We start from the raw sequence: 20,208 nt of genomic DNA on the forward strand, positions 1-20,208 counted from the left end.
GTATGTCCGTACGTCGTGGTCTGGCAGGACCGCCTCCGCTGCGCGTCGCCTCCCCCGACGGACCGTGGGAGGCGCTGCGCGACGCCCTCCGGGACGGCGGGTACGGGCTGGCGTACGGTCTGGCGAGCGAGTGGGCGCCCGCGGCGGGCGGCGCCGGTCCGGGCGGACTGCTCGGGTCCGAGTACGGCCGCTACCTGGCCCTGAACGGCGCGCAGGCCCGCACCCGGTTCGTGGTGTCGCGGCTGTTGCTGAAGCACGCGGCGGCCGCCGTGCTGGGCGCCGACCCGGCCGACCTGGAGCTGGCCCGCCGCCCCAACGGCCGCCCCTATCTGCGGGGTTGCGAGCGGCTGGAGGTGAGTCTGAGTCACACCGGGGACGTCGTGGCGGTGGGGCTGAGCCGGCTGGGCGCGATCGGGGTCGACGTCGAGCCGCGCGGCCGGACGGTCTACGGCACCGGTCTGGAGGTGGACGTGTGCACCGATCACGAGCGGGCCGCGCTGGGCTGGCTGCGTGAGGAGGAGCGCAACGCGGCGGTGATCCGGCTGTGGACGCTGAAGGAGGCGTACACCAAGGCGCTGGGGCTCGGGACGCGGCTGTCGTTCCGCTCGTTCGGCTTCACGACGCCCGCGACCAGTACGGCGGCGCCCCGGCTGCTGGGCACGGACGGGCTGCCGGCGGACGACGGCGGCTGGCACTTCGAGACGCACGCGGTGGACGGCGGCTGCACCCTGAGCGCGGCCGTGGGACCCGCGCCGCACCCCGGGGCCGGCCGCGCGGACACCGCGGGTCCGGTGGACCGCGGCCTGATGGGGGCGGTGGTGAGCTGCTCCCGCAAGGACGCCCTGGGCTCGTCCGGTGACGACGAGGACCGTCGCGTGACCGCGGGGAGGACCGCGTGAGCGGGCACTCGGTGGCGGACGCGCGGATGGTCGAGGTCGAGGACGGGGTGTACGCGTACGTCCAGCCGGACGGCGGCTGGTGCCTGAACAACGCCGGTCTGATCACGGCGGGCGGCCGTCCGGCGCTGATCGACACGGCGGCGACCGAGGCGCGGGCGCTGGCGCTGCGGAAGGCCGTGGCGGAGCTCTCCCCGTATCCGCCGCGCTATGTGATCAACACCCATCCGCACGGGGACCACACCTTCGGCAACCGCTTCTTCGCCGACGAGGCCGTGGTGATCGCCCACGAGGGGACCCGTACCGAGATGGACCTGGCCCAGCTGCACCTGACGGGCCTGTGGCCGCAGGTGTGCTGGGGCGAGCTGTCCGTGGAACTGCCGACCCTGACCTTCCGCGAGCCGGTCACGCTGCATCTGGGCGGGGTCCGGGCCGAGTTGATGCACCTGGGCGTGGCGCACACGACGAACGACACCGTGGTGTGGCTGCCGGAGCAGCGGGTGCTGTTCGCCGGCGACCTGGTGATGAACGGTGCCACGCCGTTCTGCCTCACCGGCTCGGTCGCGGGCACGATCGACGTCCTCGGCCGGCTGCGGGCGCTCGGTCCGCGGACCGTCGTGCCGGGTCACGGCCCGGTCGGCGGACCGGAGTTGCTGGACACCGGTGAGGACTATCTGCGCTGGGTCCAGGAGTTGGCGGCCCAGGGCCTGGCGGCGGGGCTGAGTCCGCTTCAGACCGCGCGCGAGGCCGACCTCGGCCGGTACGGCGACCTGCTCGACAGCGAGCGGCTGGTGCCGAATCTGCACCGGGCGTTCGCGGAGGCCCGCGGCGCGGAGCGAGGTCATCCGCTCGACATCGGCGTGCTGTTCGCGGAGATGGTCGAGTTCCACGGCCGCCTCCCCGAGTGCCACGCGTGAGACACCGAAAGGGGCACAAGTGAGCGTCATCCAGGAGACCGAGGCACAACCGGCGGCCACCGGGGCGTCCACCCGGGCCCGGGTGGAGGAGCTGGCCGCACTGCGCGCGGCGGTGGTCGCGGGCCCGGACGAGAAGGCCACCCGGGCGCAGAAGGCGAAGGGCAAGCTGACCGTACGGGAGCGGCTGGACATCCTCTTCGACGAGGGCTCGTTCGTGGAGATCGAGGCGCTGCGCAGGCACCGCGCCACCGGGTTCGGGCTGGAGGACCGCCGCCCGCACACGGACGGCGTCGTCACGGGCTGGGGCACGGTGGAGGGGCGTCCCGTCTTCGCCTACGCGCACGATTTCCGGATCTTCGGCGGGGCCCTCGGCGAGGCGCACGCCCAGAAGATCCACAAGCTGATGGACCTGGCGGAGTCGGCGGGGGCTCCGGTGGTGGGGCTGTGCGACGGCGCGGGCGCCCGGATCCAGGAGGGCGTGACGGCGCTCGCCGGGTACGGCGGCATCTTCCGCCGCAATGTGCGCAACTCCGGAGTGATTCCGCAGATCAGCGTCATCATGGGCCCGTGCGCGGGTGGCGCCGCCTACTCGCCGGCGCTGACGGACTTCGTGTTCATGGTGCGCGGCACCTCGCAGATGTTCATCACCGGGCCCGACGTGGTGCAGGCGGTGACCGGGGAGCGGATCACCCACGAGGAGCTGGGCGGCGCGGACGTGCACGCCGAGCGGTCGGGCGTGGCCGGCTTCGTGTACGACAACGAGGAGTGCTGCCTGAAGGACGTACGGCACCTGCTGTCCTACCTTCCGCAGAACAACCGTGAGACGCCGCCGGGCGCGCCCACCTGCGACCCGTCGGACCGGCGCACGGAGGCGCTGGTCGACCTGGTGCCGGCCGATCCGAACCAGGCCTACGACATGGCGAAGGTGATCGAGGAGATCGCGGACCACGGGGAGTACTTCGAGGTCCACGAGCGGTGGGCGCCGAACGTGATCTGCGCGCTGACCCGGATGGGCGGCGAGGTGGTGGGCGTCGTCGCCAACCAGCCGCAGCGGATGGCCGGGGTGCTGGACATCGAGGCCAGCGAGAAGGCCGCGCGGTTCGTCCAGATGTGCGACGCCTTCAACATCCCGCTGGTGACGCTGGTGGACGTGCCGGGCTTCCTGCCGGGTGTGGACCAGGAGCACGGCGGGGTCATCCGGCACGGCGCGAAACTGCTGTACGCGTACTGCAACGCCACCGTGCCCCGCGTCCAGCTGATCCTGCGCAAGGCGTACGGCGGCGCGTACATCGTCATGGACTCGCGGTCCATCGGCACGGACGTGTCGCTGGCGTGGCCCATCAACGAGATCGCGGTGATGGGCGCGGAGGGCGCGGCGGGTGTCGTCTTCCGCCGGCGGATCGCGCAGGCCGACGATCCGGAGGCGGTGCGCGCCCAGTTGGTGAAGGAGTACCGGGAGGAGCTGATGCATCCGTACTACGCGGCCGAGCGGGGCCTGGTCGACGACGTCATCGACCCGGCCGAGACCCGGTCGGTGCTGATCCGCACGCTGTCCGTGCTGCGCGCCAAACACGCCGACCTGCCCAGCCGCAAGCACGGGAACCAGCCCCAGTGAGCGCCGTGGAGCGGGCCGCGGGGCAGGGCACGGCGCGGGACGTGCTCGCAGGGGTCTCCTGGCGCGTCACGCGTGGGAATCCGACGGCGGAGGAACTGGCGGCGCTGGCCGTCGTCCTGGCGGTCCGGATGCGGGCCGCGGGCGGCGAGGAGGAGGCCGGGGCCCGGCTGTCGGCCGCGCGCTGGGAGGACGGGCCGGGGCGCCCGTCCCGGGCCTGGAGCGCGCGCCCGCTGCCGGGCTGGCGTTCGGCGGCGTAACGGCGCGGCGGCGGCCGCAGGGACACCGGGCGGTGACGGGGCGAGAGTGACACTCTCGCCCCGTCGGCGTGGGTGGGCGTGGCGCAGGCGCCTAGCGTGTGGCTCACCATCAGGAAGAACGCGGCAGAACCAACGTTTCCTCGCCCCCGACAGCCCTCATGCCGAAGGAGCAACTGTGGTGCGGTTCAACCTCATTGGCCCGTTCGAGATCGTCGCGGAGAACGGCGCTTCCCACCTGCCGAGCACGCCGAAGGTGTGCCAGACCCTGGCCCTGCTGCTGACCCGGGCCAACGAGATCGTCACGTCCGACGCCCTCATACACGAGCTCTGGGGCGAGAGCCCGCCCCGGAGCGCCGTCACGACCCTGCAGACGTACGTCTACCACGCGCGGCGGATGTTCGTGGCGGAGAAGCTGGTCCCGGAGGAGCGCCCGCTCCTGGTCACGCGGGCCCCCGGCTACGCCGTCCAGGTCGAGGACGACGAGGTCGACATCAAGGTCTTCGAGCGGCTGGTCGCGCAGGCCCACGCCGACCTCGGCGCCGAGCGGTTCGAGTCGGCCGTGGGCCGGGTCGACCGGGCGCTGGAGCTGTGGCGCGGTCCGGCGCTGTCCAACATCCCCGCGGGTGACCTGCTCACCGGGCACATCGTGCACCTGGAGGAGCTGCGCATCCGGGCACTGGAGATCCGGATCGAGGCCGAGGGCCGGCTGAACCGGCACCGGGAGTGCATCCCGCAGCTGCGCAAGCTGGTCAACGACTACCCGCTCAACGAGTGGTTCCACAGCCGCCTCATCATGGCGCTCGGTTCCTCCGGGCGGCGTGCGGAGGCCCTCCAGGCCTACCAGAACCTGCGGCGCATCCTCGCCGAGGAGCTGGGCCTGGAGCCGTCTCCCGACCTTCAACGGCTCCAGCTGGAGCTCCTGGGGACGCGGCCGGACGCCGGGGCACGGGGGACCTCGCGCGTCGGGTCGGACCGGGGCCCGGCGCGGATGCCGGTCTTCACCTGACGGGCGACGGGCCCCGTCCCGCACACGCGATCGCCCCCGCCGGCGGAGTCCGGCGGGGGCGATCGCGTGTGCGGTGGGGGCGAGGCGGGTCAGGAGTTCTTCGCCACGAAGTCCCGGACGGACTCGGCGATCCAGTCGACGCGCTGCTCGTCGAGACCCGGATAGACGCCCACCCAGAAGGTCTGCTCGGCGACCAGGTCGCTGTTCTCCAGGGAGCCGACGACGCGGTGCGGGCGGTCCTGGTAGGCCGGGTGCCGGGTGAGGTTGCCGGCGAAGAAGCGGCGGGTGCCGATCCTGCGGGCCTCCAGGAAGTCGACGAGGGCCTTGCGGGAGAACCCGGCGTCGGGCCGTACGGTGAGGGCGAATCCGAACCAGCTGGGGTCGCTGCCGGGCGTCGGCTCGGGCAGGATCAGGCCGGGCACGCCGTCCAGGCCCTCGCGCAGCCGGCGCCAGTTGGCGCGCCGGGCGGCGCCGAAGGCGTCCAGGCGGCGCAGCTGGCTCAGGCCGAGCGCGGCCTGGAGGTCGGTGGCCTTCAGGTTGTAACCGACGTGCGAGAAGATGTACTTGTGGTCGTAGCCGTGCGGCAGCGTGCCCATCTGGTAGTCGAACCGCTTGAAGCAGCGGTTGCTCTCGCCCGGTTCGCACCAGCAGTCCCGGCCCCAGTCGCGCAGGGACTCCACGATCCGGGCCAGTGCCAGGTTGCCGGTCAGCACGCAGCCGCCCTCGCCCATCGCGATGTGGTGCGCGGGGTAGAAGCTGGTGGTGGCGATGTCGCCGAAGGTGCCGGTGAGCCGGCCCCGGTAGGTGGAGCCGACGGCGTCGCAGTTGTCCTCGATGAGGAACAGGTCGTGTTCCTCGGCGAGCGCGGCGATCTCCTCGGCGGCGAACGGGTTGCCGAGGGCGTGCGCGATCATGATGGCCCGGGTGCGCGGGCCGATGGCCTCGGCGATCCGCTCCGGGGTCGTGTTGTAGGTGGGGACGTCGACGTCGACGAAGACGGGCACGAGACCGTTCTGGATGATCGGGTTGACGGTGGTGGGGAAGCCCGCGGCCACCGTGATGACCTCGTCGCCCGGCTGCAGCCGCCGGTCCTCCAGCAGGTGCGAGGTGAACGCGGACAGCGCCAGCAGGTTGGCGGACGAGCCGGAGTTGGCGAGGTGGGCCTTGCGCAGCCCGAAGTACCTGGCGAACTCCCGCTCGAAGCGCCGCGAGCTGACCCCGGACGCGATGCGCATCTCCAGGGCGGCCTCGACGAGGGCCATGCGGTCCTCGGCGTCGAACACCGCGCCGGAGGGCCAGACCTCGGTCTCGCCGGGGACGAAGTCGCCCGCCCCGCCGCCGTGTTGGTCGCCGTGGGCGTGGTAGTCGCGGGCCAGTTCCAGGATCCGCGCCTTGGCCGCGGCCCGGGCCTGCCGGGCCTCGCGGGAACCGGTCTGCGGGGTGTCGGTCATGCTGCTTCGCCTCCCACGGCGTACTGGGCGTGTCGTTGGATGCCGGCGGTGAGTTCCGCCTGGCGTGTGCTGATCGCGCCGGACGTGCCGGTGCCGGCCGCGCTGCCGGCCCACACCGCCCGGACGAACGCCTCGACGCTGCCGAGGCACTGGTCGTACGGCTCCAGCTCGCGCCGCTCGGTGCCGTCCGGGCCCTGGATCAGCAGCACGGGACGGTGGTCGGCGGGCGGGGTGAAGGCGTGGTCGAGGAGGAGCCTGCCCCTGCTGCCGAGCACCTCGTAGCGGGACGTGTAGTGGTGGTCCATGCCGAAGGTCAGCTGGGCGACGGCGCCGTCCTCGTCGCGGCGCAGCAGCGCGGCCCCGGCGACGTCCACGCCGCCGGCCGGGTCGGTGCGCAGCGCCGCGCCCGCCACCGTGAGCGCCGGGCCGAGCAGCAGCTGGGCGGCGCGCAGCGGGTAGCAGCCCACGTCCAGGAGGGCGCCGCCGCCGAGGTCGGCGCGGTAGCGGATGTCGGACCGGGGCCGCGGCGGGATGGTGAAGGCGGCCGACACGGCGCGCACCTCGCCGAGGGCGCCCGCGTCGATGAGGTCCCGCACGACCCGGTGCTGCGGGTGGTGGACGAACAGGTAGTTCTCGCACAGCACCAGCCCCGACCGCCGGGCCAGCGCGACGAGTTCGGCCGTCTCGCCGGGGTCGGTGGTCAGGGGCTTCTCCGCGAGGACGTGTTTGCCCGCCGCCAGTGCGGCGCGCACCCAGCGGGCGTGCAGGGCCGCCGGCAGCGGGACGTACACGGCGTCCACGCGGGGGTCGTCGAGGACGGCCCGGTAGTCGGGCAGCGCGTCGGCGCCGTACGGGTGGGCGAGGGCCTTGGCGCGCTCGGGGTCGCGGCTCGCCACGGCGGTCAGGGTGATGCCGTCCGCGCGGGCCACGGCGGGCAGCATCCGGCGGGCGGCGATGTCGGCGGCGCCCAGCAGGCCGAGCCGTACCGGGTCCGCGGTCACCGCCCCTCCTGGCGCAGGAAGCGCAGGCAGGTCAGCAGGTTGCGGGCCTCGACGTTGACGTGGTTGGAGTACCGCAGGAAGCTGCCGAGCTGACCGGGCGTCATCCAGACGTGGTCCTCGCCGGCGTCGAGCGGCACGTCGTCGTCGGCCTCGACGACGAGGTAGCGGTTCTCGGCGTGGTGGAAGCGGCCGCCCTCCTCGGAGTGCACCACGTCGAGCAGGATCCGCGACGGGGGCGCCGTGAGGACGCGTTCCAGGAAGCGCGGGCGCTGCTCGTCCGGGCGTCCGTCGTAGTTGGCCGGATTGCACTGCACGGTCGGTGCCATCTCGGCGATGTCGAGGGAACCGGCCTCGGTGCGGGCGTTCACGAGCACGTGGCGCCGGCCGTCGATCTCCCGGGTGAGGAACGCGACGACGCCGCGTCCCACGGGGGCCAGCATCGGCTGCGACCAGCGCGCCACCTCGCGGCCGTCGGCCTCCACGTCCACGCCGATCACCGAGAAGTAGCGGCCCTCCTCGTGCACGACGCGTTCCCCGGTGTGGGCCCAGCCCTTCACCTCGGTGAGGGGGATGCGGCGCCGGTGCAGGTCCTGCGGGGCCTTGACCTCGGTGAACCAGGCGAGCAGTTCGGTCATCGAGTGGCGGCCCCGCTCCTCGGCGCCCTGCCCGTCGTCGTCGCCGGTCCGGGGCCGCGGCAGGCCCGACAGGACGGTGCGGGTGTCCATGTTGATGACGTTGTCGATGGCCAGCAGGTCGCCGATCTGCTCCAGGGTGAGCCAGCAGAACCCGTCCCGCAGCGGCACGTCCTCGTGGGCGGGCAGCTCCACGATCATGTTGCGGTTGCGCTTGCGGTGGAACCAGGAGCCCTGCTCGGACTGGAGCGCGTCGAACAGCACCCGCTCCCGGGGCGGCGCCAGGAAGTAGTCCAGGTACGGCACGGCGGCGCCCCGGTGGACCCGGGTGAAGTTGGACCGGGTGGCCTGCACGGTCGGGGACATCTGGAGGACGTTGATGTTCCCCGGTTCCATCTTGGCCTGGAGCAGGAAGTGCCGTACGCCGTCGAAGTCCTTGACGAGGATGCCGAGGATGCCCGCCTCGGGCTGCACGATGATCGGCTGCGTCCAGGTCCGGGTCTCCCGGCGGCCGGTGGTGATCTCGACGCCCTCGACGGTGAAGAACCTCCCGGTGCGGTGCCGCACGTTCCCGGTGTCCGGGTCGGTCTCCCAGCCGTCCAGGGCATCGAGCGGCACCGGGGTCACCCGGTGCCGGTGTGTGCGGTTCCTCTCGGCGAACCAGTCGAGGAACTCCGACGTCTGACGGAAGCGGAGCACAGTGGTCATCACGGTGGGGCCCTCCCGGTCGGTTGATGTGCCGTCAGGATTCGGCACGGCGGTAGAGGGGGGCTCGAACACCGGGCGGGCCCGCCCCGGAACGCGGCACCGGCGGGCGCCGCCAGGGGCACCCGCCGGTGCGGGGGGGGAGTTGCCCGGTGGTCCGGGCGTCGTTCAGGCGATGCGGCCGCCCGCCTCGGCCAGGGCCTTGAGGACGGCCGTCTGCCGGGTGTCGCGCTCGCGCACCAGCTCCTCGTACGAGGAGCCGCCGTAGGCCCGCTCGGCCTGCTCGATGAGCGACTGGATCGTCTCCTCGTCCATGGTGGGGCGGCCCAGCTGCTCCCAGCCCTTCTCCAGGCCGGCGCCGAGCGTGCCGAGCCACTTGCGCAGGCCGCCGGTGCCGCCGCCCAGGTGGAAGGCGAGGAAGGGGCCCACGGTGGCCCAGCGCAGTCCGATGGACTGCGTGACGACGAGGTCGAGTTCCTCCAGGGAGACCACGCCCTCCTTCACGAGGTGGACGGACTCCCGCAGCAGGGCGGACTGGAGCCGGTTCGCGGCGAACGCGAGGATCGGCCTGCGCAGCACCACCGGGACCCGGCTCACGGACTCGAAGAACGCGACGGCCTCGGTCACGGCCTGCGGGGAGGTCCGCTCGCCGGCGACGACCTCGACGAGCGGCACGACGTGCGGCGGATTGAAGGGGTGTCCGACGACGAGCCGGCCGGAGTCGGCCATCAGCGCGCCCATGTCGTCCGGGTTCAGGGTGGAGGTGGAGGACAGGATCAGGGCGTCGGGGCGGGCCGCCTTGCCGACGCGGGCGAACAGCTCCTGCTTGAGCTCCAGGTTCTCCGGCGCGTTCTCGACGATGACGTCGGCGTCCGCGACGGCCCGTTCCAGGTCCGGCTCGAACTCCAGGCGCTCGCCGAACCCGGCCGGGTCCTCGGTGCCCTCGGGCAGGAACGGCGCGAACAGGTCGAGGGCGTCCCGCACGATTTCGGGCGCCTCGGGCCGGCGGCTGTTGACCCGGACCCTCAGTCCGTGGCCGAGGAACAGCGCGATCCAGCCGAGGCCGATGGTGCCGGCGCCGATGACGGTGACGGTGCGCTGCTGTGCTGGGGGCGTCATGGGGTGCGTACCTCGCTTCGTGGCCGACGGGTCGGTGCCCACCGGGCCGTTCATCGGGCGGTGGACAGCTTCGGGACGACCTGCTCGGCCATCAGCCGCATCGTGGCGGCGGCGTCCTCGAAGGACAGGTGGCCGGAGTGGACGCCGAGGCTGATGGTGATGTCGTCGCCGAACCACTCGGCGATCCGCTCCAGTTGGGCGCGGACCTGGTCCGGGGCGCCGATGAGGAGCTTGCCCTGCGCCATCTTCCCCTCGAAGTGCGACGTCCTCGTGGCCTCGACGAGCTTCTCGTAGCCGGGGTAGGCGGCGCTGCGGGTGGTCGCCCAGGAGGCGACGGCCGCGCGGATCGCCGCGGAGTTGCGGTCGTCGTCGTAGCGGCCCTTGGCGCGGGCGGCGTCGCCGTCCTGGGACACCACGCACGGGTAGCTGAAGTGGATGCGCTCGGTTCCCGCCGGGCGGCCCGAGGCGGCCCACTCCGCGCGGTAGACGGCGAGCCGGTTCTGGAGTTCCTCGGTGGACATCACGTTGGGCACGGTCTGCAGGTGGTGTCCGAGCCGGCCCGCCTCGGCGCAGGACTCGGCGCTGCGCGCGGTGGTGACGAACACCGGCGGGTGCGGGTCCTGCACCGGCCGGGGCAGCAGGGTGACCGGGCCGAAGCTGTGGAAGCGGCCCTCGAACACCACGTCCTCTTCGGTCCACAGCCGCTTGATCGCCTCGACGCCCTCGACGAAGCGGTCCTTGGACTCGTCGATGGGGATGCCGAACGCCTTGAACTCGTCGGGCAGGAAGGCCCGTCCGAACGCGGCGTCGACGCGTCCGCCGGAGATGTTGTCGAGCATGGCGAGCTTGCCGGCCAGCTTCACCGGGTGCTGGAAGGCCGGGATGGTGGCGCTGGTGCCCAGCCGCACGCGGCGGGTGCGGCCCGCGGCGGCGGCCAGGAACGTCACCGGGTCGGGGCTGTAGCCGCCGTAGGAGAAGAAGTAGTGCTCGACCATCTTCACGTGGTCGAAGCCCAGTTCCTCGGCGAGGTCGACGAGGCGCAGGGCCTCGTCGAAGTACTGGTCGGCCGGCTTGTCGGCCGGGCCCACCGTGGGGAAGAAGACGATGCCGAACTTCATCGCGCGCTCCTCAGTCCCGGTCCGAGCCGTCGTGGGTCAGATCGCGGCGGCGCACCTGCCAGGTGCCGTCGACCCGGACCAGGTGGTCGTGGCAGACCACGCTGGCGAAGATCTCCAGCTGTCCGCCGCGCGGGGTGCGCATGGCGAGCGCGTAGGCGCGGGTGCGCACCGAGCCGTCGTCCTGCGGGCGAACGTCGAGCATGCCGAGCCAGTGCCGGAAGTCGATCTTGTCGGCGTCGAGCCGTTCCTGCCGGGCCCGGGACGAGGCGCGGATCGCCTCCCGGCCGCGCAGCGGCTCGGCCAGCCGGCTGGCCTCGGCGAAGACCGCGTCGGTCGTGAAGGTCCCGGCCCAGTCGTCGGGCCTGCCGTCGTCCAGCAGGCCCATCTGGCGGGCGTAGAACTGCTGGATCTCCGCGTAGAGGTCGGCGGAGACGAACGATGCCGCCGGCGTCTGCTCCGAGGTGGTGGGGTGGCTCATGCCAACTGCCTTCCGTGGTCGTGTGACAGGTCGTTACGGGGTCGGGGGCGGCCCTGGGCTCAGACGGCCGCGGGTTCCAGCAGCCGGGCGCCGTACGCCGCGCCCGCCGTGTCGAAGCGCAGCGCGACGTGGCTCGCCAGGCAGTGCACGTCGCGCCAGATCCGCTGGAGGGGGTGGGCGGCGAGCTGGCCGGTGCTGCCGATGGTGCGGAACAGCCGCTCGACGACGTCGACGAGCTGGTCCACGGCGTGCGCGCAGTCGGCGGGGTTGCGCACCTGCTCCAGGGGCGTCGCGCCGGGGGCGTCGGCGACAGCGGCCGCGCGCTCCAGCAGCAGCCCCGCCGCGTCGACCGTGGCGGCGGCGCGGGCCAGGGTGAGGCGGGGGCCGGGGTGGTCGTCGGCGTCCATCGTCATGTGGTCGGCCCACACCCGCAGCGCGCCGCGGGCCGCTCCGAGCGCGGGCGCGGCGAACAGCAGTCCGCTGATCAGCCGCAGCGGAACGGTGTGGCAGCGGGCGGTGGAGCCGACGGCCCGCCCGGCCAGCATGGCGTCCCGGGGAAAGCCCCCGTGCCGGGGCACGAAGACGTTGTCGACGGTCAGGGTGTGGCTGCCGGTGCCGCGCATGCCGACCGCCGACCAGGTGTCGGCCACCTGGTAGTCGGCACGGGGCAGGGCGAAGAACCACGGAACGTGCCGGTCCTGCTGGGGCACCATCGCGCACACCAGCGCCCAGTCGGAGAAGGAGACGGCACTGGTGAACTCCCACTCCCCGGTCACCCGCCAGCCGCCGGCGACCTCGGTGGCCGAGCCCCTCGGCATGAGCGCGCCGACGACCACGGTGTCGGGGCCGCCCTCCCACAGCTTCCGCTGGCCCTGCTCGGGCAGATAGGCACACATGCGGGCGGCGCCCGCCGTCACCGACGCGCACCACGCGGCCGAGGTGCAGCCCTCCGCGAGGGCGGCGACGGCGTCCAGCAGCTCCCGGGCCCCGCCGGCGGCGCCGCCGTGGCGGGCGGGCACGAAGTGCCGGGCGAAGCCGGCCCGGACGATGCCGTCCGCCACCTCCGGCGCCAGCCCGCGGTCGGTGTCCGCGTCGGCGGCGTGCCGGGCCGCGGTCCCGGCGAGCTCCCGGGCCCGCTCGGGCAGTCCGGTCCGGCTGGTTGTCGACTGGCTCGGCATAGAACCCACTTCCCTCGCCCGGTGATCCCCTCGCGAACACGTCCGGCACTGCCGCACACCGCCCACGGTGCGGGCGGGTGGTCGAGGCGGTCTGGAGCCGTACTCGACACCGCGGCCGGGAGCGGGCGGGCGTGCCCCCGGACGCGCCGGGCGTGCGGTCGGCGCGCGGTCAGCGTGCGGGCAGCCCGTCGGGGGCGAGGTGGCGGTGGCGGACCAGCCAGCCGTCGCCGGACAGGGCGGGGACGAGTACGTCGTGGCACAGGAGTGAGCCGCGCACGGCCAGGGCGCCGCCGCGTGGGGTGGCCAGGGCGAGGGCGTAGTAGCGGGTGCGCAGGGAGCCGTCCGGGCGCGGCCGTACGTCGAGCATCCCGAACCAGTGGCGGAAGTCCCAGCCCTGGGCGGCGATGTGGGCGACCCCGGCGGCCACCGAGGCGCGGATCGCCGCACGGCCGGTGTCGGGGGCGTCCCCGGCCGACTCGATGACGGCGTCCTCGGTGAAGGTGCCGGCCCAGGCGTCCGGGTCGGCGTGCGGACCCTCGATCAGGTTCATCTGCCGGGCGTAGAACTGCTGGACCTCGGTGTAGAGGGCGGCCGGCGCGTATCCGCCGTCCGGTGTCGCGAGCGGCTGCGTGGGCATCGGTGGCTGCCTTTCGGGTGGCGGGACCTCGGCCGCGAGTGTCGAGGCCGCCTCTCGAGCACGGGTTGAGCCGCCCCCGGCATGGTCGCGGCACCGGTGTCCACGCAGGAACCGATGTCCACGGAAACGAGGTAATCGCCATGCGCGTGCTGTTCAACGTCTCCCCCGGTCTCGACCACCTGTACCCGGCGCTGGGCCTGGCCTGGGCGTTCCGTACGGCCGGTCACGAGGTGGCCGTGGCGACGGCGGGCGCGTCCGTCGAGGCGGCGGCCCGGGCCGGTCTGAGCGTGCGGGACGTCGCGCCGGACGCCGACTTCGCCTCGGTGTTCCCGAAGAAGGGCACGCCCGAGGAGCGGGTCCGGGCGATGCGCGAGCGCGGCGCGGAGATCACCAGGTCGCTGGAGACGCCCGAGATCATCCTGGAGAAGTTCGGCCGGGTGAACGACATGATGGCCGACGGGACGCTGGAGTTCGCCCGTACCTGGCGGCCCGACCTGATCGTGTACTCGCGGCTGCAGGGCACCGCTCTGCTCGCCGCCCGCGACCTCGGCGTCCCGGCCGTGGAGAACGGCTACAGCTTCCTGCGCGAGGGCAACCTCCCCGCCCGGCTGCTCCCCCACCTCGCGCCGACCTTCGAGCGGCTCGGGGTGCCGGTGGAACTGCCGGTGGTGCAGCCCCTGTACTTCGCGCCGCAGAGGCTGATGCGGGGCACGGGCGAGGGCTGGCCGATGCGGCAGATGCCGTACCAGGGCGGCGGCGTGCTGCCGGACTGGCTGGCGGCGCCGAAGGAGCGGGCGCGGATCGTGGTGACGCTCGGCACGGTGGTGCCCGGCGTGGCGGGTTCGGGCAGCCTGCGCAGCGTGCTGGACGCCGCCGAGGGCATGGACGTCGAACTGATCCTGGCCCTGGGCGACAGCGTCGACCTGGAGCCGCTCGGCCCTCTTCCCGGCCATGTGCGGCCGGTCGGCTGGACCCCGCTCAGCTCGTTGCTGCCGACCCTCGACGGCGTCGTCCACCACGGCGGCTGCGGCACGATGCTGGCCGCCGCGCAGGCCGGGGTGCCGCAGCTGGCCATGCCGTACGGCGCCGACAACTGGGTCAACGCCTCGATCATCGAGAGCGAGGGCATCGGTTTCGACCGGCAGCCCGAGCAGGTCGACGGCGCCCTGCTGCGCGCCCTGGTGGGCGACGAGACCGTGCGCAAGAACGCCGCCGCGCTCGCCGGGGAACTGGCCGAGCAGCCCGGCCCGGACCTGATGGTGCCGCGCCTGGTCGAACTGGCCGGCCGGCGGCCCTGACGCGCCCCCGCCCGCTCGGGCCGCGGCCCTCGAGCGTGCCACGACCCGGACTCGACCCGCCGTGGAGCGGGCGCCGAGAGCATCGGCCGCAATGTGACAGGAAGGCAGGCAAGCACAGTGAGAACCCATCAGTCGCCCACGGCCGCGCGCGGCCTCGGTGTCGCCCTGGGCACGGCCGCCCTGACGGCCGTGGCCGCGTTCCCGGCGGGGGCGAGCCCGGCCGTCACGGCCCTGGGCACGCTGCCAGGCGGCACCACCAGCCTGGCGTACGCCGTCAACGACGCGGGGACCGTGGTCGGTTCCTCGACCGACGCCGCGGGCGTCACGCGCCCGGTCCGCTGGAACACCGACGGGCAGGTGTCCGACCTGGGGACGCTGCCGGCGGACGTGTCCGGCACGGCGTACAACATCAACGGTGACGGCGTGGTCGTCGGCCGCTCGGTCGGTGCCGACCGGGCCGAGCACGCGGTGCGCTGGTCCCCCGACGGCCGGGTGTCCCAGCTCCCGGGTCTGCCCGGCTCCACGCGCAGCCGGGCCTACGGCGTGAACACCCACGGTGTCGCCGTGGGCTTCTCGGCCACGCCGGAGCTGGTGTACAAGGCGCAGCGCTGGGACGTGGACGGCAAGGCCACCCACCTGCCGCCGCTGCCCGGCGACGTCGCGAGCGCCGCCGCGAAGATCAACGACAGCGGGGTGGCGGTCGGCTTCTCCGGCACGTCGGACGGCAAGCAGCGCGCGGTGCGCTGGAACGCCGACGGCACCGCGGTGTCCCTCGGCGGCGTCCTGCCGGGCGACGACTCCAGCCAGGCCAGCTGGATCAACAACCGGGGAACCGTCGTCGGGAACTCGTACACGGCGGGGAAGGGGTACGACGGCCCGTTCCACGCCGTCAAGTGGTCCCGGTCGGGCCAGACGGTGCCGCTGCGCCCGCTGCCCGGTGACACGGGTTCGGCGGTGTACGGCATCAACGACAGCGGTGTCGCGGTCGGCTTCTCCTACACGCCGGGCGGGGTGTTCCACGCGGTGCGCTGGTCCCCGGACGGCCGGATCACGGACCTCGGCGCGGCCGTGGCCGGTTCGAGCGAGGCGTACCTGATCAACAACCAGGGCGTGACCGTCGGGTACCTGACGACCGATCAGGGAGTGGTCCGCGCGGCCCGCTGGAGCGGCTGAGCGGCCCGGACGCGAGGGAGGCAACACATGGCATCGCCACAAGCGGTGAGCGAGCGGCACGAGGTCGAGGTGCGGGCGGCGGCCGGGGACGTGTACCGGCTGCTCGCCGACCTCGACGCCTGGCCGCGGATCTTCCCGCCGTTCGTCCACCTGGAGCGGCTCGGTGCCGCCGACGGGCACGAGCGCGTCGGCATGTGGGCGCTGACCGGGGCGGGCGATCCGGCCACCGAACGGGTCGAGCACTGGGTGGCGCTGCGCCGCACCGACGACGACGCGCTGCGCATCGAGTTCCGTCCGGAGCGCGTCGAGCCGCCGCTGGAGTCGCTGTGCCGCACCTGGTCCGTGGAGGCGGCCGGGGACGGCACGTGCGTGGTGCGGCTGGAGCACGACTACCGGCTGCGCGAGGACGACCCGCGGGCCGCCCAGGCGGTGCGGCGCACCACCCGGGAGATCGCCCGCAGCGAGCTGGCCGCGGTGCAGACGGCCGCCGAGATCACCTGCGGCTTCCCGGAGTTGCTGACGACGGTCGAGGACGCCGTGGAGATCGACGGGACGCCCGAGGAGGTGTACGGCGCCCTCTTCGACGCGGCGGCGTGGCCGTCGGTGATGGCCCACGTGGTACGGGCCGACGTGCGGGAGAGCGGCCCCGGGGCGCACGTCCTGGAGATGGAGACCCTGGAGCGGCACGGCGGCCGGTTCACCACGCGCACCGCCCGGGTCGGACTGCCGCACCACCTGATCGCGTACAAGCAGTTGCTGCTGCCGCCGCTGGGCAGTTCGCATCACGTGCAGTGGCGGATCGGGGACGGCCCGGAGGGCCGCACGACGGTGACGTCCCGGCAGACGGTGGTGATCCGGGAGTCCGGCATCGCGGCCGTCCTCGGAGAGGGCGCCGGCCTGGAGACGGCCCGCGCCTTCGTGCGCGACGAGCTGAGTTCCAAGGTCCGGCTGATTCTCGACGCCGTACGGGAGCGCGTCGAGTACAAACGGCAGCACGAGCCAGGCGATCGCAGGGGAAAGGACGCATGATGCGAGCGGCGACGTTGTCCTCGTTCGGGCCTCCCGAGGTGCTGGAGGAGACGACACTGAAGGAACCGCAGGCGGGTCCGGGTGAGGTCCGGGTGCGCGTGAGGGCGGCCGGGGTGCTGCCGTTCGACGTGCGGGTGCGCGGCGGATGGACCCCGCCGTTCGTCAAGCGCGAGTTCCCGATGGTGCTCGGCAACGAGTTCGCGGGCGTCGTCGACCAGGCGGGCGAGGGTGTCACGGCGTTCTCCCCCGGCGACGAGGTGCTCGGCTACAGCGTGCTCGGCTCCTACGCCGAGTACGTGACCGTGCCGGCCGACCAATTGGTCTCCAAGCCGCGGGACATGCCGTGGGAGATCGCCGCCGGTTTCCCGGGCAACGGGCAGGGCGCGCACATGGCGCTGTCGACGGTCGGCGTGGAGCCGGGCGACACCGTGCTGATCAACGCGGCCGCCGGCGGCTTCGGCACGTTCGCCGTGCAGCTCGCCCTCGCCTGGGGCGCGGGCACGGTCATCGGCACGGCCAGCGAACGCAACCACGACCATCTGCGGGCCCTGGGCGCGGTGCCGGTCACCTACGGCGAGGGGCTGGAGGAGCGGGTCCGGGCGATCGCGCCCGGCGGTGTGGACGCGGCCGTCGACGCCGCCGGTCCCGAGGCGCTGCGGGCCTCGGTGGCGGTGGCGAAGAACCGCGACCGGGTGGTCACGATGATCGCCACGGAGGAGGCCGAGCGGCTCGGCCTGCGCGACGTGGCCGGGGCACGGTCGGCGCAGCGGCTCGGCGAGCTGGTGGAGCTGTACCGGCAGGGCAAGGTGACGATCCATCTGCGCGCCACGTATCCGCTGTCCCGGGCCGCCGACGCGCACCGGGACGTGGAGAGCGGGCACGGGCGCGGCAAGGTCGTGCTGACGGTCGGCTGAGCGCAGCGGTCCCGTGCGGGGCGAGCCCGGTCCGGGCTCGCCCCGCACGCTTTTCGAGGTGCTCACGAGCGGGGCTTCTACCGGGTCGGCGCACGCTCGTCACGACGCCGGCACGAGCCGACGACGACAAGCCGACCACACGAGGTGAGCAGGACGTGAAGGGAATCATCCTCGCCGGCGGGAACGGCACCCGGCTCCACCCCATCACCCTCGGGGTGTCCAAACAGCTGCTCCCGGTCTACGACAAGCCCATGGTGTACTACCCGCTCTCGGTGCTGATGCTGGCCGGCATCCGGGACATCCTCGTCATCTCCTCGCCCAAGGACCTGCCGCAGTTCCGCCGGGTGCTGGGCGACGGCAGCCGGCTCGGGCTGCGCCTGTCGTACGCCGAGCAGCCCGAACCACGAGGACTGGCCGAGGCGTTCCTGATCGGCGCCGACCACATCGGGGACGGCCCGGTCGCGCTGGTCCTCGGTGACAACGTGTTCCACGGCCCCGGACTGTCCGAGGTGCTGCGCGGCCATCTGCCGCACACCGAGGGGGCCCTGCTCTTCGGCTATCCGGTGCCCGACCCGGAGCGGTACGGGGTGGGCGAGGCCGACGCCGACGGGCGCCTGCTGTCCATCGAGGAGAAGCCGCGGCGCCCGAGGTCCAACCGCGCCATCACGGGCCTGTACTTCTACGACAACGACGTGGTGCGCATCGCCCGCGGACTGAAGCCGTCGGCGCGGGGCGAGCTGGAGATCACGGACGTCAACAACGCGTACCTGGCCCGGGGGCAGGCGCGGCTGGTGGACCTGGGGCGCGGTTTCGCGTGGCTGGACACCGGCACGCACGACTCGCTGCTCGACGCCTCGCTGTACGTGCAGACGCTGGAGCGGCGCCAGGGGCTGCGCATCGCGTGCGTGGAGGAGGTGGCGCTGCGGATGGGCTTCATCGACGCCGAGCAGTGCCACCGGCTGGGCGCGGAGCTGGGCAGCTCCGGGTACGGGCAGTACGTGATGGCGGTCGCCGAGTCCGTGGCGGACGCCGGCGGCCCGGCCCGCCGGGACGGTTCGCCCTCGGGCCTCACCGCGGGCCGGCGCGGCATCCGGACGGTGGCCTGACGCAGCACGGCCGAAGGGACCGCCCGGTCCGTCCGCACGGGACGGGGCCGGGCGGTCCCTTCGTGGTTCCCTGTCCGCCCGTCCGGCCCGGCACGTGGCGCGCCGGGCCGGTCAGCGCCGGTCGACGCCGGTCAGTACCGGTCGGAGTCGGAGGGCCGGGAAGGACCGTCCACGCCGTCACCGGCGGAACCGGCACCCTTGCCGGCCCCCGTGCCGGCCTCCTCGTGCCGCGCCTCCCCGCCCCGGCCGGTCTCCGCCTCCGGCTCCGGCTCCGGCTCGCGGGGTTTGGGGGGCATGAGGAAGGCCGGCAGCAGCATCAGAGCGACCATGACGAGCACCCACACGAACGTGTCCCCGTACGCGCCGGCGTCTGCCTCGGGCGCGCCGCCCGGCGAGTCCGCGAGGCCGACGGACAGCAGCAGCGCCACGAGGGCGGTGCCGAAGGACGCGCCGAGGCGCTGGCCCACGGCGATGAGCACGGTGCCGCGGGCGATGCGCTCCGCGGGAATGTCGCGGTAGGCCGTGGTGATGACGGCGACGCCGATGACGCCGAGGCCGAGGCCCCGCACGCACAGGGACAGGCCGAGCAGCGCGTCGTGGGGCTGCTCGGCGAGCCGGGTGAAGGCGACGGTCCCCAGGGCCGCGACCAGGGTGCTGCCGAGGACCAGGGTGCGCGGGTCGTACCGGTCGGTGAGCGCGCCCGCCAGCGAGATGCCGATGAGCATGCCGAGGCCCTGCGGGGCGAGCAGCCAGCCCGTGGTCGAGCTGTCGTGGCCGAGCACGCGGGTGTAGTACAGCGGCAGCACGAAGAGGGCGCCGTAGATGGCCACGCCGTGCAGGAGGATCAGCACCGAGGACGTGGAGAACACCCGTGAGCGGAACAGCCGTACGTCCAGCAGGGGGTCGGCGGACCGCACCGAGTGCAGGCAGAAACCGGCCACGAGGGCCAGACCGGCCAGCAGGACGCCGAGGGTCAGCGGGTCGGTCAGCTCGGAGACGTCGCGAACGCGGGAGAAGCCGTACACCAGGGCGACCATGCCGGGCGGGAGGAGCAGCATGCCGACGCGGTCGACGCGGGTGTCGCGGCGCTCGCCCGAGGGCGGCAGCACCTTCTGGGCGAGGGCGAGGGCGACGACGATCACCGGCACGTTGACGAAGAAGATCCAGCGCCAGCCGGCCGTGTCGATGATCAGGCCGCCGACCACCGGACCCAGGATGGGGGCGAGTTGGCCGGGGATGCCGACCAGGCTCATCACCCGGCCGAAGCGCTTCGGGCCGGCCGCCTGCGCGAGGATCGCCTGCACCATGGGCAGCACCATGCCGCCGCCGATGCCCTTGACCACGCGGAAGACGATCAGGCTCTCCACCGACCAGGCCACCCCGCACAGGACCGAGCCGGCCAGGAACACCACGAGCGCGAACATCCACATCCGTTTGTCGCCGAAGCGGTCCACGGCCCAGCCGACGAGTGGGGTGACCAGGGCCAGCGTCAGCAGATAGGACGTGCTGACCCAGGACAGCGCGGACTCCGACGCGTCCAGTTCGCCGCCGATGTCGTTCAGGGCGACGCTGACGATCGTCGAGTCGAGCAGGGACGCGACGGCACCGATGAGCAGTGTGCCCGCGAGGACGAGGAGTTTGCGGTCCAGGCGTTCGGGGGGCGAAGTCTGCATGACGG

The 20,208-nt window shown here is 73.5% G+C and carries 19 protein-coding genes; 10 read left to right on the top strand and 9 right to left on the bottom strand.

Features of this window, described 5'->3' with window-relative positions; translation table 11 throughout:
* The first annotated feature begins 2 nt into the window (after positions 1 to 2).
* The 5 genes from ACZ7D7_RS00550 to ACZ7D7_RS00570 all read left to right on the top strand — a co-directional run bounded on the left by ACZ7D7_RS00550 (position 3) and on the right by ACZ7D7_RS00570 (position 4,691).
* Positions 3 to 899 carry a 4'-phosphopantetheinyl transferase family protein gene (locus tag ACZ7D7_RS00550; protein ID WP_470821196.1) on the top strand — a complete coding sequence of 299 codons (897 nt, stop codon included), beginning with the start codon at positions 3 to 5 and terminating at the stop codon, positions 897 to 899.
* A 26-nt stretch (positions 900 to 925) separates the two neighbouring features.
* Positions 926 to 1,813, top strand: coding sequence for an MBL fold metallo-hydrolase (locus ACZ7D7_RS00555; RefSeq protein WP_470822406.1), 888 nt, complete (start codon positions 926 to 928; stop codon positions 1,811 to 1,813).
* A 19-nt stretch (positions 1,814 to 1,832) separates the two neighbouring features.
* On the top strand, positions 1,833 to 3,428 hold the full coding sequence (locus ACZ7D7_RS00560; RefSeq protein WP_470821198.1) for an acyl-CoA carboxylase subunit beta: 1,596 nt from the start codon (positions 1,833 to 1,835) through the stop codon (positions 3,426 to 3,428).
* The gene (locus ACZ7D7_RS00565; RefSeq protein ID WP_470821200.1) at positions 3,425 to 3,685 is read left to right on the top strand and encodes an acyl-CoA carboxylase epsilon subunit; all 261 of its coding nucleotides are present in this window, start codon (positions 3,425 to 3,427) and stop codon (positions 3,683 to 3,685) included. The genes ACZ7D7_RS00560 and ACZ7D7_RS00565 overlap by 4 nt, the downstream gene beginning before the upstream one ends.
* Positions 3,686 to 3,860: 175 nt before the next feature.
* Positions 3,861 to 4,691 (top strand): AfsR/SARP family transcriptional regulator, encoded by an 831-nt coding sequence (locus ACZ7D7_RS00570; protein WP_470821202.1) that lies wholly within the window; start codon positions 3,861 to 3,863, stop codon positions 4,689 to 4,691.
* An 89-nt stretch (positions 4,692 to 4,780) separates the two neighbouring features.
* Here ACZ7D7_RS00570 and rfbH read toward each other — a convergent pair whose 3' ends face one another.
* From rfbH to ACZ7D7_RS00610, 8 genes are all read right to left on the bottom strand, one after another.
* Positions 4,781 to 6,142 carry a lipopolysaccharide biosynthesis protein RfbH gene (gene rfbH / locus ACZ7D7_RS00575; RefSeq protein WP_470821204.1) on the bottom strand — a complete coding sequence of 454 codons (1,362 nt, stop codon included), beginning with the start codon at positions 6,140 to 6,142 and terminating at the stop codon, positions 4,781 to 4,783.
* Complete coding sequence (locus tag ACZ7D7_RS00580; protein WP_470821205.1) at positions 6,139 to 7,143, bottom strand: Gfo/Idh/MocA family protein; 1,005 nt, start codon at positions 7,141 to 7,143, stop codon at positions 6,139 to 6,141. Before ACZ7D7_RS00580 ends, rfbH begins: the two co-directional genes overlap by 4 nt.
* Positions 7,140 to 8,483 carry an NDP-hexose 2,3-dehydratase family protein gene (locus ACZ7D7_RS00585; protein WP_470821207.1) on the bottom strand — a complete coding sequence of 448 codons (1,344 nt, stop codon included), beginning with the start codon at positions 8,481 to 8,483 and terminating at the stop codon, positions 7,140 to 7,142. Before ACZ7D7_RS00585 ends, ACZ7D7_RS00580 begins: the two co-directional genes overlap by 4 nt.
* Positions 8,484 to 8,648: 165 nt before the next feature.
* Positions 8,649 to 9,599, bottom strand: a complete 951-nt coding sequence (locus ACZ7D7_RS00590) for a 3-hydroxyacyl-CoA dehydrogenase NAD-binding domain-containing protein (protein WP_470821208.1) — start codon at positions 9,597 to 9,599, stop codon at positions 8,649 to 8,651.
* Between the two features lie 50 nt (positions 9,600 to 9,649).
* Complete coding sequence (locus ACZ7D7_RS00595) at positions 9,650 to 10,717, bottom strand: LLM class flavin-dependent oxidoreductase (protein WP_470821210.1); 1,068 nt, start codon at positions 10,715 to 10,717, stop codon at positions 9,650 to 9,652.
* Between the two features lie 10 nt (positions 10,718 to 10,727).
* Positions 10,728 to 11,195 (bottom strand): nuclear transport factor 2 family protein, encoded by a 468-nt coding sequence (locus ACZ7D7_RS00600; RefSeq protein ID WP_470821212.1) that lies wholly within the window; start codon positions 11,193 to 11,195, stop codon positions 10,728 to 10,730.
* A gap of 59 nt (positions 11,196 to 11,254) precedes the next feature.
* Positions 11,255 to 12,373 (bottom strand): acyl-CoA dehydrogenase family protein, encoded by a 1,119-nt coding sequence (locus tag ACZ7D7_RS00605; RefSeq protein WP_470821214.1) that lies wholly within the window; start codon positions 12,371 to 12,373, stop codon positions 11,255 to 11,257.
* Positions 12,374 to 12,542: 169 nt separating this feature from the next.
* Positions 12,543 to 13,010 (bottom strand): nuclear transport factor 2 family protein, encoded by a 468-nt coding sequence (locus ACZ7D7_RS00610; RefSeq protein ID WP_470821216.1) that lies wholly within the window; start codon positions 13,008 to 13,010, stop codon positions 12,543 to 12,545.
* Positions 13,011 to 13,150: 140 nt separating this feature from the next.
* Here ACZ7D7_RS00610 and ACZ7D7_RS00615 point away from each other — a divergent pair, with 140 nt between their 5' ends.
* The 5 genes from ACZ7D7_RS00615 to rfbA all read left to right on the top strand — a co-directional run bounded on the left by ACZ7D7_RS00615 (position 13,151) and on the right by rfbA (position 18,530).
* The gene (locus tag ACZ7D7_RS00615; RefSeq protein WP_470821217.1) at positions 13,151 to 14,308 is read left to right on the top strand and encodes a nucleotide disphospho-sugar-binding domain-containing protein; all 1,158 of its coding nucleotides are present in this window, start codon (positions 13,151 to 13,153) and stop codon (positions 14,306 to 14,308) included.
* A gap of 117 nt (positions 14,309 to 14,425) precedes the next feature.
* A complete protein-coding gene (locus tag ACZ7D7_RS00620; RefSeq protein WP_470821219.1) occupies positions 14,426 to 15,481 on the top strand; it encodes a hypothetical protein in 1,056 nt (351 codons plus the stop codon).
* A gap of 27 nt (positions 15,482 to 15,508) precedes the next feature.
* A complete protein-coding gene (locus tag ACZ7D7_RS00625; protein WP_470821221.1) occupies positions 15,509 to 16,510 on the top strand; it encodes an aromatase/cyclase in 1,002 nt (333 codons plus the stop codon).
* Complete coding sequence (locus tag ACZ7D7_RS00630; protein ID WP_470821223.1) at positions 16,507 to 17,424, top strand: NADP-dependent oxidoreductase; 918 nt, start codon at positions 16,507 to 16,509, stop codon at positions 17,422 to 17,424. The genes ACZ7D7_RS00625 and ACZ7D7_RS00630 overlap by 4 nt, the downstream gene beginning before the upstream one ends.
* Before the next feature lie 155 nt (positions 17,425 to 17,579).
* Complete coding sequence (gene rfbA / locus ACZ7D7_RS00635) at positions 17,580 to 18,530, top strand: glucose-1-phosphate thymidylyltransferase RfbA (RefSeq protein WP_470821225.1); 951 nt, start codon at positions 17,580 to 17,582, stop codon at positions 18,528 to 18,530.
* Between the two features lie 131 nt (positions 18,531 to 18,661).
* On the opposite strand, the gene ACZ7D7_RS00640 is transcribed toward rfbA, so the two are convergent.
* Positions 18,662 to 20,203 carry an MDR family MFS transporter gene (locus tag ACZ7D7_RS00640; RefSeq protein WP_470821227.1) on the bottom strand — a complete coding sequence of 514 codons (1,542 nt, stop codon included), beginning with the start codon at positions 20,201 to 20,203 and terminating at the stop codon, positions 18,662 to 18,664.
* Positions 20,204 to 20,208 lie beyond the last annotated feature (5 nt).

This window comes from Streptomyces sp. NPDC037054 (assembly GCF_055606745.1).

Coding starts and splice junctions, on each gene's coding strand:
- ACZ7D7_RS00610 (WP_470821216.1), bottom strand. CDS start 13,010: ATGCCCACGCAGCCGCTCGCGACACCGGACGGCGGATACGCGCCGGCC.
- ACZ7D7_RS00595 (WP_470821210.1), bottom strand. CDS start 10,717: ATGAAGTTCGGCATCGTCTTCTTCCCCACGGTGGGCCCGGCCGACAAG.
- ACZ7D7_RS00550 (WP_470821196.1), top strand. CDS start 3: ATGTCCGTACGTCGTGGTCTGGCAGGACCGCCTCCGCTGCGCGTCGCC.
- ACZ7D7_RS00640 (WP_470821227.1), bottom strand. CDS start 20,203: ATGCAGACTTCGCCCCCCGAACGCCTGGACCGCAAACTCCTCGTCCTC.
- ACZ7D7_RS00585 (WP_470821207.1), bottom strand. CDS start 8,483: ATGACCACTGTGCTCCGCTTCCGTCAGACGTCGGAGTTCCTCGACTGG.
- ACZ7D7_RS00600 (WP_470821212.1), bottom strand. CDS start 11,195: ATGAGCCACCCCACCACCTCGGAGCAGACGCCGGCGGCATCGTTCGTC.
- ACZ7D7_RS00590 (WP_470821208.1), bottom strand. CDS start 9,599: ATGACGCCCCCAGCACAGCAGCGCACCGTCACCGTCATCGGCGCCGGC.
- rfbH (WP_470821204.1), bottom strand. CDS start 6,142: ATGACCGACACCCCGCAGACCGGTTCCCGCGAGGCCCGGCAGGCCCGG.
- ACZ7D7_RS00630 (WP_470821223.1), top strand. CDS start 16,507: ATGATGCGAGCGGCGACGTTGTCCTCGTTCGGGCCTCCCGAGGTGCTG.
- ACZ7D7_RS00555 (WP_470822406.1), top strand. CDS start 926: ATGGTCGAGGTCGAGGACGGGGTGTACGCGTACGTCCAGCCGGACGGC.
- ACZ7D7_RS00605 (WP_470821214.1), bottom strand. CDS start 12,373: ATGCCGAGCCAGTCGACAACCAGCCGGACCGGACTGCCCGAGCGGGCC.
- ACZ7D7_RS00615 (WP_470821217.1), top strand. CDS start 13,151: ATGCGCGTGCTGTTCAACGTCTCCCCCGGTCTCGACCACCTGTACCCG.
- ACZ7D7_RS00625 (WP_470821221.1), top strand. CDS start 15,509: ATGGCATCGCCACAAGCGGTGAGCGAGCGGCACGAGGTCGAGGTGCGG.